An 18,299-nucleotide genomic window follows, 5' to 3' on the forward strand; every position below is an offset into this window, starting at 1 on the left:
CATGAAAAAAGTACTTATAGATGCTTTCTCACTTCTTTCTCCCATAACTGGTATAGGACGATATACTTATGAGGTTTCAGAACGTTTGCAGAAGTTATCTGGAGATAGATATGATATATTTTTCAACTACGGACTTCACAAAAAAGAGCTTTATGGGGTTTTACAAAAGCAGACAAAGAGTGAACATAGAGTAAAAAAACTACAATTATTCATAAAAAAATTTCCTCTGCTTAAAAGAGCGAGCAGAGAGCTTTATGTTTTTTTTACAAAATTTTATAAAGTGGAGTATGACCTCTATTTTCAGCCAAATTTTATCCCAAATCCAAATATCAAAGCTAAAAAGGTTATTTCTACCATCCATGACTTCTCTTTTATGCTTCAACCTCATTGGCACAAAAAAGAACTTATAAACTATTATAATAAAAACTTTTTCAAACTTATAAAAAAAGCTGATCATATCATTACGGGATCAAACTTCACAAAACAGGAGATTATTAGCTATTTACAGATACCACAAGAGAGCATCAGTACAATCTACCATGGGGTAAACCATGAACTCTACAAACCATATCCACAAGATGAACTTAAAAAAACAAAAATCAAGCTAGACTTGCCAAAACAATTTTTACTCTTTGTAGGCTCCATAGAACCTCGCAAAAACCTCTTAGTCCTCCTAGAGGCATACGATTTACTTCCAAAAGAGAAAAAGGAAGAATTGCCACTTATTTTAGTCGGCTTTAAAGGATGGCAAAACAAAGAAGTTATGAAAAAAATCGAAAAAAATAAAGAGCACATCCGTTATTTAGGCTACCTCTTAGATATTGAGTTAGCCCACCTCTACAACCTTGCTACCATCTTTATTTATCCCTCTCTTTATGAGGGTTTTGGACTTCCCCCGCTTGAGGCTATGGCATGCGGTGCTCCTGCCATTGTCTCAAGAGTAGCATCTCTTCCTGAAGTATGCGGTGATGCAGTCTTATACATAGACCCTGCAAATATACAAGAGATAAGAGATAAAATATTAACTCTTTTAAATGATAATAAATCAAGAGAAGAACTTTCACAAAAAGGTAAAAGCCAAGCTGCACTTTTTTCATGGGATAAGTCAGCACTGGAGCATTTAAAAGTTTTAAAAAAGGTTTTAGCAAAATGATAAAAGTTTTAGAAGTAAAAAACATAACAAAAATCTACAAAATTTATAAATCAAACTTCGACAGACTAAAAGAGATTTTTACAAAAAAGATATATCATAAAGAGTTCATCTCAAACAACAATATAAGTTTTGACCTTTATGAGGGAGAAACTCTAGGCATTATCGGAGTAAACGGTGCGGGCAAATCAACTATACTAAAAATCATTGCAGGAGTTACGGAGCCAACCTCTGGGGAGATTATAAGACATGGAAGAGTAACTGCACTACTAGAGCTCGGAACAGGCTTCAATGAACAACTCTCAGGATATGAGAATATCTTCTTAAACGGCACACTTATTGGCATGACACAAAAAGAGTGCAAAGAAAAAGCCCAAGATATTATTGACTTTAGCGAACTAGGTTCATATATAGATGAGCCTATCTTAACCTATTCATCAGGCATGAAAATGCGGCTTGCGTTCTCTATAGCCATCTATTCACAACCTCAAATCTTTATAGTTGATGAAGCCCTCTCAGTCGGAGATGCACACTTTGGTGCAAAATGTACAAAAGCACTAAGAGAGAAAAAAAAGCAAAATATGTCTATCATATATGTCTCACATGATCTAAACTCTCTAAAGCTTCTTTGCGATAGAGTAATTCTTTTAAATCAGGGGTCTGTTGAGAATGAGGGTGATCCAGAAGTCGTCATAAATAACTATAACTTTCTCATCTCAAAACTAAATGATGCAGATGAAAAAATAAGTATGAAAGATGATTGCAAAAACTCCTTTGGTACTTTTGATGTAGAGATTATAAAGGTCAATATTATAGGAGAGGATTCAAATTCAAATGTCATTAGTTCAGGAGAGGAGGCTACTATTGAGATTGAGATAAAATCTAACAAAGATATCTCCAACATGACGGTAGGTATTATGATAAGAGATAAATTTGCTCAGGATATTTTTGGCACAAACACCTATTATCACAATTTAAACATAGATTTAAAAGCTAACACATACTATACTTGTAGCTATAAAATGGCACTAAATATAGGCATTGGAAAGTATAGTATAACAGCAGCTCTGCACTCTAGTGACACTCATCTAAAAGATTGTTCTCACTGGTTGGATAATGCAACAAACTTTGAAGTAGCAGGAATAGTAGGTGAACACTTTGTCGGACTTTGCAATCTTCATCCAAAAATATCATGCACTGAGGTAGTACAATGATAAAAACCGCTATACCAAACAATGATTTTTATAAAGCATTTGAAGATAGATATAGAGGAAGCAGAGAGCTTATTAAATCTCGTCTAGAAATCTATCTTCCATTTGTTGAAAAAATAAAAGATTTTGATACAAACCCAAACGCAATAGATTTAGGATGTGGAAGAGGTGAATGGCTAGAGCTCTTAAGCGAGAATGGCTACGCAATGCAAGGTGTTGATTTAGATGCAGGAATGCTAGAATCTTGCCAAAGCAGAGGCTTAAGTGTAACACAAAAAGATGCCATTGAAGCATTAAAGGAGCTTAGTGACAACAGTTGCTCTATTGTTTCTGGATTTCACATTGCAGAACACCTTCCCTTTGATACTTTGCAACTCCTTATTCAAGAAGCATTAAGAGTTTTAAAACCGGGCGGACTTCTTATCTTAGAAACACCAAATGCAGAAAATATTCAAGTAGCCACAGATAATTTTTATTTAGACCCAACACATACTCGCCCAATTCCATCACAACTGCTCTCTTTTTTAACAGAATACTATGGTTTTTGGCGAACAAAAGTCTTACGCTTACAAGAATCACAAGAGTTACTCAGTGCTACATCAGTTACCCTTTGGCAAATTATAAGCGGTGTTAGTCCCGATTATGCTGTTATTTCCCAAAAACAAGCCGGCAATGAAATCGTCTCAAATTTTGATGAATTATTTGATAAAGAGTATGGAATAACCCTAGAAACATTAGTCGCTAAATTTGAAAATCGTTTAACTAGCATACAAACTCAAGCTAGCCAAGCAGAGATAAAAGCAACACAGTCCCAAGCCCAAGCTACACAAGCTCAAATCAAAGCTACACAAGCCCAAACACAAGCCACACAAGCATGGCATCACTATACCATGGTTGTAAATAGTCGTTCATGGAAAGTAACAAAACCACTTAGAGTTGCGGGTAAAGTAGCAAGATGGTTTATGAGAGGTTCAGTTGCATGGCTTACATTCTCACCATCAAGCAGACCAAGAAGAACCCTTAAAAAATTGGCAATAAAAATTAAAAATTATACTAATGCTCATCCGAAATTAAAAAAACAAATTACAAATATCTTAAATCACTTTCCTTCACTAAAAGCAAGATTAAGACGCATCGGAAATGATTACAATTTGCCACCAAATATAAAATACCCTATCTCACAAGATGCCTTGTCTCCACGAACTAAAAAAGTCTATAATGACCTTAAAGTAGCCATTGAGCAGAAAGAAAAAGAGGTGCAAAAATGCGAATAGTCATAGATTTACAAGGTGCACAAACAAGCAGTCGATTTCGTGGTATTGGCAGATATTCACTCTCTTTAGCCTTAGCCGTAGCTCGCAATGCAACCAATCATGAAATATGGCTTGCACTAAATGCAGCTTTTCCTAAAAGTATTTTAGATATTCGTGAAAAATTTAAAGATACAATACCACCAGATAGAATAAAAGTATTTCAAGTGCCTACACCTATAGCTGAGTATAATCTATCAAACTCTTCTCAAGCAAGAAATGCAGAACTAATTAGAGAATATTTTTTAGAGCAACTAAGCCCTGATATAGTTTTACTAACCAGTCTTTTTGAGGGTTATGTAGATGATGCCGTTACTTCAATAGGAAGATTTAAAGATACTAAAACAGCCGTTATCCTTTATGATTTGATTCCATACCTAGCCTCTCAAAAATATTTGCCAACACAAATCCAACAAGAGTATTATGAACGAAAAATAGACTCTCTAAAAAAAGCAGATTTGCTACTCTGTATCTCCCAAGCAACAAAAGAAGAAGCGCAACAAGTGCTAAATCTAGCACAAGAGAAGATAACAAATATCTCCGCAGCAGTTGATGAGAGTTTTTATCCCAGAAAGCTCTCAGAAGAGCAAATCCAAAACTTACATCAAGCCTACAACATAAGAGGCAAGTTCATTATGTACGCCCCAGGAGGATTTGATGATAGAAAAAACTTTAAAAATCTTATCCTAGCATACAGTAAACTGTCTAGATATATACGAAACACCTACCAACTTGTCATAGCTAGCAAAGTGGATCAAGTAGATAAAACAAAACTTCAAAACATAGCCAAAAATGCACAACTAAACCAAGATGAACTTATTATTACAGGCTATGTAAGTGATAATGACTTGATAGCACTCTATAGCACTTGCACCCTTTTTGTATTTCCTTCACTTCATGAAGGCTTTGGCTTGCCAGCTCTTGAAGCTATGGCATGTGGAACTGCTACTATAGGCTCAAACACTACAAGCATCCCTGAGGTGATAAACAACCCAAAAGCTCTCTTTGATCCAAACAAAGTTGAGTCTATACGCCAAAAGATAGAAGAAATCCTAGAAGATGAAGTGTTTTTAAAAGAGCTTCAAAAACACTCTCTAAAACAGAGCAAAGAGTTTTCATGGGATGAGAGCGCAAAAAAAGCTATAGAGCTTATGGAGAAGAACTTCATAAAAAAAGAGTCTCGTCAAATAGACTCCCCCAAAGAGAAGTTAGCCTATCTCTCTCCACTTCCTCCACATCAAACAGGTATCAGCGGATATAGTATCGAGCTACTAGAAGAACTCTCTTTTGATTATAATATCGAGCTTATCGTTCCAAACAAAGAGGAGATAGACCCAAAAGTAACAGCAACGTATCCTATACAAACAGTAGAGTACTTTCTAAAACACCATAGAAACTACACGAGAGTTTTATATCATTTTGGTAACTCCACCTTTCACTCTCATATGTTTGAGTTACTGCAAAAAGTCTCAGGTGTAGTTGTCCTCCATGACTTCTATCTATCTCATATTTTAGAGTACATGGCACAAGGCAAGGTCTCAACTCTTACGCAGCTTCTTTACAACTCTCATGGATACAAAGCAGCCCAAGAGTTTGCAAGCGCAGAGCAAAAAAGTGAAGCTTTATGGAGATATCCGTGCAACTTGCCTCTCTTGCAAGAGGCAACAGGTGTTATCGTTCATTCAAAACATGCACAAGAGTTGGCCCAAAGATACTATGGCAAGAACAATGCAAACGATTGGTGCATTATCCCTCTACTAAGAAAAGCACCACAACAAAGCAGTAAACAAGTAGCAAGAGAAAAACTCTCAATCCCAAAAGATGCTTTTGTAGTATGTACTTTTGGCTTGATTGAATCAAACAAATTAAGTGATAAACTTCTTGATGCATGGATTGATTCTACGCTATCTAAAGAGAATAATTCTATTCTTATTTTTGTTGGAAAAATGCACACAGGCGATTTCGGCATGCAGCTAAGTGTAAAAATGAAGAAATATATATCACAAAAAAGTATCATCATAACAGACTGGGTAAGCGATGATGATTTTAAAAACTATCTTTTAGCTGCTGATGTAGGTGTTCAACTCCGCAAATCCTCTAGGGGTGAAACTTCTGCTGCCATATTGGATTGTCTAAACTATGCACAAGCTACCATCACCAATGCACATGGCTCTCTATCAGAACTTCCAAAAGATGCGGTTTTAATGCTAGAAGACAACTTTGAGATTTGTGAACTTAAAGGAGCACTAGAGTTACTCTTTAACGATACTCAAAAAAGGGCTATGTTGGCACAAAATGCCAAAAAACTTCTATCGCAAAAACATGATCCTAAAAGATGTGCGCAGCTATACACCAAAGCAATCGAAAAATTTTATGAAAAAGAACAGTTTGGATACGCATATCTACTATCATCCCTCTCAAACTCTAAAGATTTACTAGATTATGATGTAGCAGAGCTTGCAAAAGCTATAGCTATCTCTACCTTTGCAAAAATAAAACAACAACAAATTTTAGTAGACATATCCTCTATAGTCTATATTGACTTAAAAACAGGGATACAAAGAGTTGTGCGATCACAGCTCATAGAGCTTATTAAAAATGTTCCATCGGGTCTTCGCATAGAACCAGTCTATTTTTCATCTGCTCAAAATGAGCCACTCTATAGATACGCTAGAAAGTACACTGCAACACTCTTAGGATTAGAGCACCTAGACATGGAGGATGAACCTATTGATATAGCTAGTGGAGATATCTTTTATGGATTAGACTTGTGTGCCGATGAAGTTATGAAAAATAGACAAAATGGTCTTTATGAAAGATATAAAGCCTTAGGCGTAGAGATGATTTTTTTAGTCTATGACCTCCTCCCTATCTCAAATCCAAACTTCTTCCCCTCTTATATTGAAACAACACATATACAGTGGCTACAAAACATAACAGATCTAGCAGACAAGTTAATAACTATTTCAAACACAGTGGCTGGGGAACTTACGCAATGGATACAAACCCACAAACCTCAAAAACTTCATGATATTCAAATTATTCCCCTTCATTTAGGAGCAGATATCCAAACCTTAAGTGTTGGAGATGAAATCAGCGAACAAGAAAAAGAGATGCTCTCTATATTAAGTTCAACCACCACTTTTTTAATGGTAGGAACAATAGAGCCTCGCAAGGGGCATGCACAGGTTTTAAAAGCCTTTGAGATACTAAAAGAACAAGCAAAAGAAGTGACACTTGTAGTCGTCGGCAAAAAAGGCTGGATGGTAGAAGAGACTATAAAACAACTTGAAAAGCTTCAAGACAACATCCGTTTCTTTTGGCTTGAGGGCATAAGCGATACCCTTTTAGAAAAAGTTTATGCCGCATCCACTTGTCTTATAGTCGCAAGCCAAGCAGAAGGTTTTGGGCTTCCTCTCATAGAAGCAGCCCAACAAAAACTCCCTATCATAGCTAGAGATATCGCTGTATTTCGTGAAGTAGCAGGTAGTCATGCCTATTATTTTCCCAACTCAACCGATCCGCAAACCTTAGCTATATCTATACAAGAATGGTTAGAACTCTATAGAACAAACACACATCCAAAATCAGACAATATGCCATGGCTTACTTGGAATCAAAACGCACAAAAATTACTGGAGATATTTACACAATGACTCTAAAACCAAATTCTACACTCTTTCATTCAAATTCATTAGGTGGTTTACTCTTTGTTATATCTCTTGCAACGCTCTTCATAAGCTACACCCTCCCCATAGGCTTTATAACAGGTAATTCCTCATACTGGCTAAGCCAACATGATGATATTACGCAGTACCTAGCAGGTTTTAACGCTTACTTTAACGAAGATTGGCACTTTCCTCTCTTTAAGATAGACTCATTTAACTATCCCATAGGAACAAGAAGCACTTTTGTAGATATCATTCCCATCTACTCACTACTGTTAAAACTAATACTCCCAAAGTCACTCTTTGGGATCAACCCCTTTGGTTACTATATAGCACTCTGTTTTATAGCACAAGGTATCTCTGCATGGCTTATTCTAAGAGTTTTAAACATAAACTCATACCTCGCACTTCTAATTCTTAGCACATTTTTTATACTCTCTGCCTCGTTCTTAGCAAGATTAGGACATATCTCTTTGATGTCACATTTTATTATTCTTTTAAGTTTTGCTCTCTACATTAGAGCCAAAAAAACCCCATACCAACCCTTTCTGTGGACAGCTCTTTTAACAGTTGCATTCTATATAAATATATATCTCTTTACTATGTCTCTTACTATTTTCTTTGCAACCATTGTCACAAACCTCAAAAGACTTCAACTAAAACAAAACCTCACGCAATTTTTTACGCCTCTACTTCTCATAGCTCTAACCTCATATCTAACAATATTTCCACTGCCATCAGGAGAATTTGCACAAGATTTCGGCTGGGGATATTACTCGATGAACCTGCTGGCTCCCTTTTATGGAGGAGCTTTTATAAGTATTCCAAATGCCGAGATGCCAGGACAATACGAAGGCTTTAACTACTTAGGTTTAGGTCTAATCTTCTTGTTAATTTATGCAATCTATCTTCAAAGAAAGCATGATAGAGGGTTTTTCACTCGTCACCGCTATATATTTATATTGTTTATACTTTTTTTTATCTACTCTCTCTCATATAAAATTTACTTTGGAACTTTTAAAATCGCAAGCATCCACTACCCAAGTCTTTTGGATTCACTAGTCCACCAGTTCAGAGCATCAGGCAGATTTTTCTGGCCAGTAGGTTATGCAGTTGCCATCTTTAGCGTTGTTATGGTTTTAAGACATACAAACAGTAAAAAAGCAGCCTTTATTCTACTCTTAACACTGCTTCTTCAAGTAGCAGATTTAAGACAAAGAGTAAGTCTATTTATCCAAACCACAAACAGAGTGTCTCCTACACATATAAATTTTCAAAACCTAAAAAAAGCAATAGGACAAGAGAAAAAACATATCTACTTCTATCCAAAATTTCGTTGTTCAAAATTACCACCACATAACACTATTTTACCAACTATGCTCTATGCCTCACAAAATTCCATGACTATCAACACAGGCTATATAGCACGCTATCAACCAGATTGTAACGATACAAAAAAAGAAATATCAGCATCTTCGCTAAAAAACTCCATCTATATCTTTGCAAAAGATGAGTTCACACAAGAGCAAATAGATAACTTTTTTGATAAACAACTTAGCATAACTTGCTCACAGATAGACCTACTTACAATATGCAAAGAGGAGAAAGCAAAATGAAGAAAATCTCTCTTATAGTTCCATGTTATAATGAAGAGCAAAATATAGAGCTCTTTATCAACGCAGTTGATAAACTATTTAAAACCATCCCCTACAAACTAGAACTAATCACCATAAACGATGGTAGCAATGATGAAACACTCTCAAAATTGCTAAAGATGCAAGAGACTCACAGCTACATAAAGGTCGTAGACCTCTCACGAAACTTTGGTAAAGAGTCAGCTCTCTCAGCAGGACTCTTCCATGTCACAGGCGATGCTGCAATCCCTATAGATGCAGACTTGCAACATCCAATCGAGCTTATCCCACAGATGATTGAGTTATGGCTCAAAGGTTATGAGGTTGTTTTAGCAAAACGCACAAGCAGGAAAACAGACACAGCCTTCCAAAGAGTAACTGCACAAATCTTCTACAAACTTCACAACAAGATCTCAGACATAGAGATACCAGCAGATGTAGGTGATTTTCGTCTGATGGATAGAAGTGTAGTAAATGCACTAAATGAACTAAAAGAGAACCGCCGTTTCATGAAAGGGCTATTTGCTTGGGTAGGATTTAAAACAACTTCTATCCTATATGAAGTCTCTCCACGACTCCATGGTACCTCAAAGTTCAAAACATGGCAGCTATGGAACTTTGCACTAGAAGGCATAACCAGTTTTAGTACAGCACCACTTAAAATCTGGACTTATGCAGGAGTAGTTATAGCTGGCATCTCTTTACTCTATGCACTCTACATCATCATAAAAACCCTACTATTTGGTTCAGACCTAGCAGGTTATCCCTCCATCCTAGTCTCTATCCTCTTTATGGGCGGCATTCAACTTATTAGTATCGGGACCCTAGGCGAGTATATAGGACGTATCTATATGGAGAGCAAAAACAGACCGCCATATATCATAAGAAAAACTTACACAAAAGAGAAGACTAACTAAGCATGAGTTCAAAAACCAAAAGAGAGTTCTATGTTTTTGCACTCATTGGCATATTTAACACCCTGACGCACCTTCTAGTAGTTATATCGCTTGTTGAGAAACTCTACCTAAACCCAACTCTCTCAAACACCATAGCCTTTTTAGTCGCAAACACCATATCATTTTTTTTAAACTCAAGCTACACCTTTAAAACAAAACCCTCTCTCTACACCTACAAACGCTTTATCCTAGCCTCTTTATTTGCACTCTTTGCAACCATCTCTCTCTCCGCCTTTGCAGAGTTTATGAGATGGCACTATCTCATAGGCGTCTCATTGGTTATTTTTATCTCACCCGTGCTAACATTCGTGCTACAAAAATATTGGACATTTAAAAAGGCATAAAGATGTTTGGTTATCTAAGATTTATACTAGCTAGCATGGTGGTTTTATCACACACGGGAGTAAGCATCTATGGTCTTAGTCCAGGAGTGATGGCGGTAGTGCTTTTTTATGTTTTAGCAGGTTATGTTGTATCTCATCTATATGAAGATATCTTCAAAAACAAAAAAAATAGACTAAGATATTTCATAAAAGATAGACTACTACGCATCTTCCCTCTATATATATACATAGCAACTCTAACACTTATCTTTATAAACTTAACTTCACTATCACACTCTTCATACTCCATAACAGCTATCTTGGGCAATCTTTTTATCATCCCTCTAAATTACTATATGTACGCAGACTTTGCTCTGCTAAGTGCCTCAGGGGTAGATTGGTGGCTCATCCCTCCAGCTTGGTCACTAGGCACAGAGCTTCAAGCATATCTGCTCCTAGCCCTTACCATCAACAAAAAAACCATCTTTATCTCCTTGTCGCTTATTTCTTTTACTATATACATCATAGCAAACCTCTCCATCTTGCACCCCGACCACTTTGGCTATAGATTTATCATAGGAGTATTTTTTATCTTTAGCGTAGGAGCAGCTATAAACAAGAGTCATCTCACGCACAACCGTTACTTCCTAATCTTTATCTACACAAGCATGACAACTCTTATGACTATCTTTAGCATAAAAAACTACTTTAGCCCAACCTACACAAAGGAGACTTTTATAGCACTACTAGTAGGTATCCCACTTATATATGCTCTAAAACATATAAAGATCAAACTACCCCTAAACTCATTGCTAGGTTCTCTCTCTTATGGTGTTTTCTTAAGCCACTTCCTCAGCATCTGGATTTTGCAATATTTAGGCTTTAGCAAAAATCACTCTCTCTTATATCTCATCTCCATTTTTATCCTCTCTATTCTCGTGTCATACAGTGGTATAGTACTTATAGAAAAAAAAGTAACAAAATTAAGAGGTATTGCATAAAAAATGACATTTAATGTTCAAACTTTAAGATTTGTATGCTAAGATATCAACAAGTATTTTAAATAAATACTATCGATAGTGAGGTGATTGTATGTTTATCTACGGTCTAATAAACGGTTCACATGTAAATGGTGCACCTATTTTATGTCTAGCCTATTAGAACTAGATTTATATAACGATTACAAATTTTTTTACGTTCCTTAAGGAGGAAACAAAATGGCTTTAACAAAAACTCAAGTATCTCAACTCTATGTATCTTTATTCGGAAGAGCATCAGAGGGTGAAGGTAATACACACTGGCAAGCAGAAGCCGATATGGCAACAGCTGCAAACGCTATGTTAGATACAGATGCTGCAAACACATACTTTGGTGGCGAGCTTGCTGATCAAGCGTTTATTGAGTATATTTACTTAAACACACTTGGTAAAACATATGCAGAAGATAGCTCTGGTGTTGACTTTTGGACAAATGCTCTTGCAACAAACTCAAGAGGCACAGTAGTTGCAGAACTTATTAAGTCAGCAGTAGAGATCCAAAACACAGCTCCAACAGCAGCTTCTCAACAATTTGCTAACCGTGTAGAAGTATCTGACTATACAGCGGACACTCTAGCAACACCTCCAGCAGACTATGCAACATCAACTGCATTCGCTTCAGCTAACAAACCAGCAGGTGCATTGACTGTTACTGATGACGCAGCTACTGTTACTACTGCAAAATCTAAGATTGATTCAGTTAACCCTGACCATGGCGAGACTTTCGTGCTTACTAAAAGTGTCAGCGATGAAGTAGTAAACGGTACTGAAAAAAATGACATATTTGATGCTACTGAACTTGGCTCACTTCAAAATGGTGACTTAGTATTAGATAACACTACGACAGATAGCGATATTTTAAACGCTTCAGTAAACTCTGATAGCATATCTGCAAGAATCCAAAATGTTGAAACACTTAACATTCAAGGTGAGTTTGTAAAAACAGGATTTAATCTTACAAATGTGAGTGGCACAAAAGATCTTAACCTAAGCACTAAAATCGCTGGTGGTGTAGCAACTGTTACAGCTGCAAACTCACTAAATGCTGAAAACATCAACGCTGGTACAAACATAGCTACTCTTGATATTACTTCACTTACATCTGGAACAAGAGATGAAGTAACTGTAGATGCAGGTGCTGCTACAACTATTAACCTAACAGGTGCTGCAGCTGGTGCTGATAACTATAATGTAACAGCTACTGATGATGCTACAGTTACTTTAACAACTATTAACTCAGCTGGTGATACTGTTACTATAAACGCTGCAGGTGAATTAGAATTAGACTCTGCTCAAGGTGCTGCTGCTGGTGTTACTACTATGACTCAAAATCTTGAGTTAGATATCAACGCAAGTGATGATTTAGAAGTAACACTTTCTCAAAGCGCTGCAGGTGCCCTTATCGGTAAAGAAGTTACTTTATCAGGAAATGGTGACATCACATTAGTGAGTACAAATGGACTTGATTTAATGGGTAGTTATGACACAACTGTAGGGGTAGTACAAAATTATGACGGTGTAAAAGTAACTGCTTCAAACAGTGGAGTTTCTACAATTGCTATTGATACTTTGACTCTTAATAACACAGTAGCAGCAAGCGTTGCAACGATTGATCTATCTAAAGCAGCTGTAGATATTATTAGTCTAACTGGTGGTACAGCTGGAGCAGCTGCAGTAAATACAACTGGTACAACTACTATCAACGAAAACACAACACTAAACCTTGCAGCTGACTTAGGTGGTAATGGTTTGACTTTAAATGTAGATAATGGAGATAAAGATACAGCATTTACAACTGGTACTGCTATGATGACTATCTCTGAAGCACAAACTTCAGCTGGTTCTGTAATAACAACAGGTGCATCGGTAGATACACTACTTATCTCTGCAGAAGCTGATGAAGTAACAGACTATGATGCTGATGAAAATGGATTTGATGAAATCTCTTCTATGGTTGTAGATGATGTTACTTTAAGTGCTGCAGTTTCTACTGGTGGTGCTACAACTGATACTTCAACTGATGTTATGGTTGTTCAAGGTGATGAAAACATCACATTTAACAACATCACTGTTATGAACTACGGTCAAGTAATCTCTGCTGCTAGCCTTGAGGGAGACCTTACAATCAATAGTGTAACAGACTCAGATGTTGGTGCGACTGCAAATGCTGCGAAGTTTGTAACTATCGTTGGCGGTAAAGGTGATGATATTATTACTACAGGTACTAATACAAAACTTGATGTACAAGCAATGTACGGAGATAACATTATAAATGTAGCGACTGCTGCAGCTGGTACTAAAGTAACAACTGGTGCTGGAGATGATAGAATTACTTCAAGTACTACTGCTACAACTATCAAAGCTGGTGCAGGTAACGATACTGTTATTGCAGCTGGAAATGATACTATCTGGACAGAAGCTGGAAGTGATAAAATTGAAATTACTGATAACCTTGCTACAGTAGGTACTGTTACAGTAAAAGATTTTGTTAAAGGTACAGATACTGTAGTTCTTACTACTGCAACTGCTGCTGGTAATATCAGACTTGATAATCTAGATGTAGCTGCTGGTGTATATACAGTTGCTGGAACTGCTGCTGGTGCTGGTGTTTGGGATGTCAAACTTGAAAATAGTGGTACACTATTAAGCTCAAAAGACATGAGAGATTCTATCCAAGTTAGAAATGTAACTCTTGATACTACAGCTGCATCTGTAAATGTTCTTGGTAATAAAGATGATTCTGTAATTGTTGCAGCAGGAAAAATGGCAACTGTTACTTTAGGTGGTGGAGATGACTCAGTTGAAATTGTAACAGCTGCTGCTGCTACTGCTCCTCACGCAACTATCAAAGACTTTACAGTTGGTGAAGATAAGGTTATTTTAACTAGTGCTTCATCTACTGCTTCAACAAAAGTTAATGTAAATCTTAAGAATGTATCTGATGTTCTAGGTGTATACACTATCGGTGATGCAACAATTGGAGCTGATATTAAGCTTGAAAATGGTGGAAGTGATATCGTAACTGATAATGACTTAGAATCAATGGTGCAACTTGGTAAAGCGACTGCTGCATTTACTGTAGAAAATGCAGCTACAGCTACAGCTGCAACTGATAGTAGTGTAACAGTAAGTGGTGGTAAGTTTGATGATGTTGTTGAATTAGTATTTACAGCTAATACAACTGGAAAGGAAAACAATGTTACTTACAACTTTAAAAACGATGGTGGTGTTGATACGATAATTATGGCTGCAAATGTTGCAGCAACTGGAGCAAATGTAGATCATGGTTCTTATGTCGATTTCAACCAAATCACAGGTATAGATACAATCACTGATGCAGCTAATAAAAAAGTTGATTTAGCAGCTAATGCGTCTAAAATTGCAGATGCTAAAGATAGTGCTGTATATGTATTTGCTGATAGTAGTGATGGTACAGGAAGTGCAGAGATTACAACTTTCGTAAAACATACAGCAAATGGTTATACACAAGAGGTAATAGATGATGAGATAGCAGCATTTATTAACGCTGGTCTTGGTGTACAAGATGGTGAAAACTATATAGTAGTTATCAACGATCAATCTACTGCAACATATCAGGCTGCAGCTGGTGGCGGACAAGATGTTGGTACAACAGACTACGACGCTTATGCTTACCTAGTAAAAGGTGATGCAGATGGTGTTCAAGCTGACAACATCACTTTAATCGGTATGTTAGATGATGACAATGGAACTGCAGGTGACACTGTTTTCACAGCTCTAGATATCGCATAATCTCTTTTAACCATAAAGAGTTAACTTTTGGCATACTCTTCCCCTTTTGGGAAGGGTTGCCATTTTATTTAATCCCCAAACAGTTTTATATTTTAGTGTGTGTAGACTCACCTACTCAAATATAAAAAGAACAATGAAAGCAGTCTATGAATCCAAACACAGAAACTATAAAAAATAATATTTTAGAACTATATAATGCTAAAAAGTATAAAGAGGCAATAGAAGAAGCTAAAAAACACGACTTTGATAACCTTTTCTTATACAATCTTATGGCTAGTTGCTACAAATACATAAAAGAGTATGAAAACTCTTTAGAATATTTTCAAAAAGCCCTAGCTGAGGGACAAAACTATCATATCTACTACAATCTTGCTAATCTTTATGAGATGATGGAGAAGTATGATGATGCCATAAAAAACTATGAACTCTCCCTATCACTTGAGAAAAACCAACCCCTTTGCCTACAAAACATTGGACATTGCCATATGCAAGCTAAACGCTCAGATAAAGCACTAGCATATCTAAAAAAAGCATATAAACTTGATAAGAAAAATGCCGCAATTGCCAATTCTCTTGCAACTGCTTATAAAGATGTAAGCGATGCAAGTTCAGCCACAAAGTACTATAAAGAAGCAATAAAACTAGACCCTAAAAATCCAAATGGCTATAACAACATTGGAGTTCACTATATGAACCTTAATGAAAAAGAAAAAGCCTTGGAGTGCTATGCTAAAGCTCTAGAAATAAAACCTGATGATATGGTAACTCACCGCCATATCACTATGATAAGTAAGTATGATAAAGACTCAGATCATCTAGCACAGATGTTAGAGTTTGAAAAAAAAACTACAGATAAAGAACAACTCTGCCAACTTTGCTACGCTTTGGCTAAGGCTCATGAAGATATAGGAGATTATGATAAATTTTTTCATTATCTAAATCTAGCAAGTGAGTTAAGATTACAAACAAATGAGTATGACTTTCAAAAAGAGACCAATACCTTTAAACTTGTCAAATACTTCCATAATAAACATAAAGATTCTAAAGTAGATAAAAGAAAACTCGTTAAAGGTAAGCAGCCTATCTTTGTGATTGGTATGCCACGAAGTGGTACAACGCTAGTTGAGCAGATTTTATCTAGCCACTCTAGCGTTCATGGTGCAGGAGAACTCTACTACTTCTCAAACCTTGCAAAAAAAACACTAGAAAAAGTGCTAAAGAAAGAGGATTATGACTACTCCAAAGAGGTAGCAAACTTGCGAAAAGGCTACTATGAAGCTATAAAAGCTCATAATATAAAAGAACCAATATTTGTAGATAAGATGCCTGAGAACTTTAAGTTTGTGCATATGATGATAGATGCATTCCCAGAAGCTAAAATAGTACACTTAAATCGTGACCCTATGGCAGTTTGCTGGAGTATGTATAAACAGTATTTCCATGCAGGAATCTATTACTCATGTAATCAACGCTACCTTGGTCGCTTTCATAAGCTGTATCAGCATATTATGAAGTATTACAATGAAGCTTATGGTAATAAAATATATAATCTAAACTATGAAGCTCTCACAGAGAACCAAGAAGAAGAGACTAGAAAACTACTAGAGTATTGTGAACTACCTTGGGAAGATAGTTGTTTGGAGTTTCATAAGAATAAAAGAGCTGTAGCAACTGCAAGTAACCAGCAGGTGCGAAAAGGAATGTACAAAGGTAGCTCAAAAGCGTGGAAAAAGTATGAAAAATATCTACAGCCACTTATGGAAGAACTTGATAAAGAGGGCTGTGCTCTTGATAATAAAGCCCTAGATGGAATCTATCATGATACAATCAACCAAATCCGTCACTTAAAGCAGCTTATGGGGATTACGCAAACAGCTAGAAATGTTTACGCAAATGCTCTAAAAAAGGAAGTACCAAAAAAACAAGCTCCAAAAGGTCAAACACAAGGTATAGCAACTATAAATGATAAAAACTATCTCATAGATGACCTTAGCCAAAAAGCCAAAGAGTATCTTGCAAGCTATAAAGCTTCTCAAGAGAGAGTAGAACTACTTGAGCGAAAGCTAGAGATCGCTAAAACAGCTCTTCAACAATAAATAAAACATAAGGAAAAACAATGGCAGAAACAATTACAATAGATGGAAAAACATATAACACAGATAAACTCTCAGATGAAGCAAAGGATCAGCTAAGTTCATTGCAGATAACAGATAAAGAGATAGCAAGTCTAAAAACTCAAACAGCAATAGCCCAAACAGCAAGAAACGCTTACGCAAAAGCACTAGCTGATGCCCTACCAAAAGATTAGGCTCATATGAGACTAATCCCAATTAGCAAAAACCTAGATATTAACACTAGCTATGCACCACACAGCAATGATTATACTTTTGCTAAAAACATCTCAATAGCCCCAGCACTCCTAGCTGAACTTCCTCAACTCATAACAAGCTATACACTTTGCTTTTTAAAAAAAGAAGATAGTTATGAGCTAGTAGTTCTAACAGGAGATACAAACACCAACTGCTACATAAACCCAAAAGGTATATGGCTATGCGAGATAATCCCTGCACATTTTAAATCATATCCATTCTTTATAGCTAAAGATAAAAACAGTAACCTAGTCCTATCAATAGATGAAGAGGCTTTACAAAAGGCAGAAGATTCCCAAAGTATATTTAGCAGTGAGCATAACCTAACTCCTGAGGTACAAAAAACAGCAGAGTTTTTACAAAGCTGCCACAGCAATAAACTACAAACTAAAAAAGCAGTAGATGCCCTAGCTAAGCATGAGCTTTTTACTCCATTTGAAATTGAGATAGTAGATGCAGAGAAAAAGACACTACAAGGTATCTATGCTATAGATGAAGAAAAGCTAAACACCTTAGAGGCAGATACTCTAAAAGAGCTAAGAGATAACTCAGCACTAACAGTAGCCTATGCACAACTCTTCTCAAGAGCCAATGAGTCACAACTAAGTAAACGATTGCAATATATACAGACGCAAGAACCAAAAAAAGACAAGATTGATTTAGATAACTTTTTTAGCGAGAACAATTCAATAAGCTTTACATAGTAAAGGCAGATTAATAGACTCTTGTGTATAGTTAGAGTCATTTAATATTATAAAAAAAGAGAAGATACTGTTGGAAAATAACCTAAAAGCAAATCGCTTAACCCACCTAAAGCAGCTAGAAGCTGAATCTATCCATATAATGAGAGAAGTCATAGCAGAGTTTAGA

Annotated in this window: 12 protein-coding genes and 1 pseudogene; all 13 read left to right on the forward strand. The window is 36.3% G+C overall.

The window, feature by feature from the left end; all coding sequences use genetic code 11:
* Nucleotide 1: 1 nt before the first annotated feature.
* Complete coding sequence (locus M947_RS22840; RefSeq protein ID WP_021288500.1) at nt 2–1,153, forward strand: glycosyltransferase family 4 protein; 1,152 nt, start codon at nt 2–4, stop codon at nt 1,151–1,153.
* Entirely contained in the window at nt 1,150–2,364 is a 1,215-nt protein-coding gene (locus tag M947_RS22845; RefSeq protein WP_021288501.1) for an ABC transporter ATP-binding protein, read from the forward strand. The genes M947_RS22840 and M947_RS22845 overlap by 4 nt, the downstream gene beginning before the upstream one ends.
* Nucleotides 2,361–3,635 carry a class I SAM-dependent methyltransferase gene (locus tag M947_RS23415; RefSeq protein ID WP_021288502.1) on the forward strand — a complete coding sequence of 425 codons (1,275 nt, stop codon included), beginning with the start codon at nt 2,361–2,363 and terminating at the stop codon, nt 3,633–3,635. Before M947_RS22845 ends, M947_RS23415 begins: the two co-directional genes overlap by 4 nt.
* The gene (locus M947_RS22850) at nt 3,626–7,327 is read left to right on the forward strand and encodes a glycosyltransferase (RefSeq protein WP_021288503.1); all 3,702 of its coding nucleotides are present in this window, start codon (nt 3,626–3,628) and stop codon (nt 7,325–7,327) included. The genes M947_RS23415 and M947_RS22850 overlap by 10 nt, the downstream gene beginning before the upstream one ends.
* Nucleotides 7,324–8,955, forward strand: a complete 1,632-nt coding sequence (locus tag M947_RS22855) for a DUF6311 domain-containing protein (RefSeq protein WP_162139356.1) — start codon at nt 7,324–7,326, stop codon at nt 8,953–8,955. The genes M947_RS22850 and M947_RS22855 overlap by 4 nt, the downstream gene beginning before the upstream one ends.
* Entirely contained in the window at nt 8,952–9,890 is a 939-nt protein-coding gene (locus M947_RS22860; protein ID WP_021288505.1) for a glycosyltransferase family 2 protein, read from the forward strand. The genes M947_RS22855 and M947_RS22860 overlap by 4 nt, the downstream gene beginning before the upstream one ends.
* Nucleotides 9,891–9,892: 2 nt before the next feature.
* Complete coding sequence (locus M947_RS22865) at nt 9,893–10,273, forward strand: GtrA family protein (protein WP_021288506.1); 381 nt, start codon at nt 9,893–9,895, stop codon at nt 10,271–10,273.
* Between the two features lie 2 nt (nt 10,274–10,275).
* Entirely contained in the window at nt 10,276–11,253 is a 978-nt protein-coding gene (locus M947_RS0112160) for an acyltransferase family protein (protein ID WP_021288507.1), read from the forward strand.
* A 216-nt stretch (nt 11,254–11,469) separates the two neighbouring features.
* A complete protein-coding gene (locus M947_RS22870; protein ID WP_021288508.1) occupies nt 11,470–15,060 on the forward strand; it encodes a beta strand repeat-containing protein in 3,591 nt (1,196 codons plus the stop codon).
* A gap of 146 nt (nt 15,061–15,206) precedes the next feature.
* Nucleotides 15,207–17,156, forward strand: a complete 1,950-nt coding sequence (locus M947_RS22875; protein WP_021288509.1) for a tetratricopeptide repeat-containing sulfotransferase family protein — start codon at nt 15,207–15,209, stop codon at nt 17,154–17,156.
* A gap of 20 nt (nt 17,157–17,176) precedes the next feature.
* Nucleotides 17,177–17,368, forward strand: coding sequence for a DUF6447 family protein (locus M947_RS22880; RefSeq protein WP_021288510.1), 192 nt, complete (start codon nt 17,177–17,179; stop codon nt 17,366–17,368).
* Between the two features lie 6 nt (nt 17,369–17,374).
* A complete protein-coding gene (locus M947_RS22885) occupies nt 17,375–18,133 on the forward strand; it encodes a SapC family protein (RefSeq protein WP_021288511.1) in 759 nt (252 codons plus the stop codon).
* A 70-nt stretch (nt 18,134–18,203) separates the two neighbouring features.
* A pseudogene (locus tag M947_RS23575) lies at nt 18,204–18,299 on the forward strand (sulfate adenylyltransferase subunit CysD); the annotation flags it as partial.

The organism is Sulfurimonas hongkongensis (genome assembly GCF_000445475.1).
GTDB lineage: Bacteria > Campylobacterota > Campylobacteria > Campylobacterales > Sulfurimonadaceae > Sulfurimonas > Sulfurimonas hongkongensis.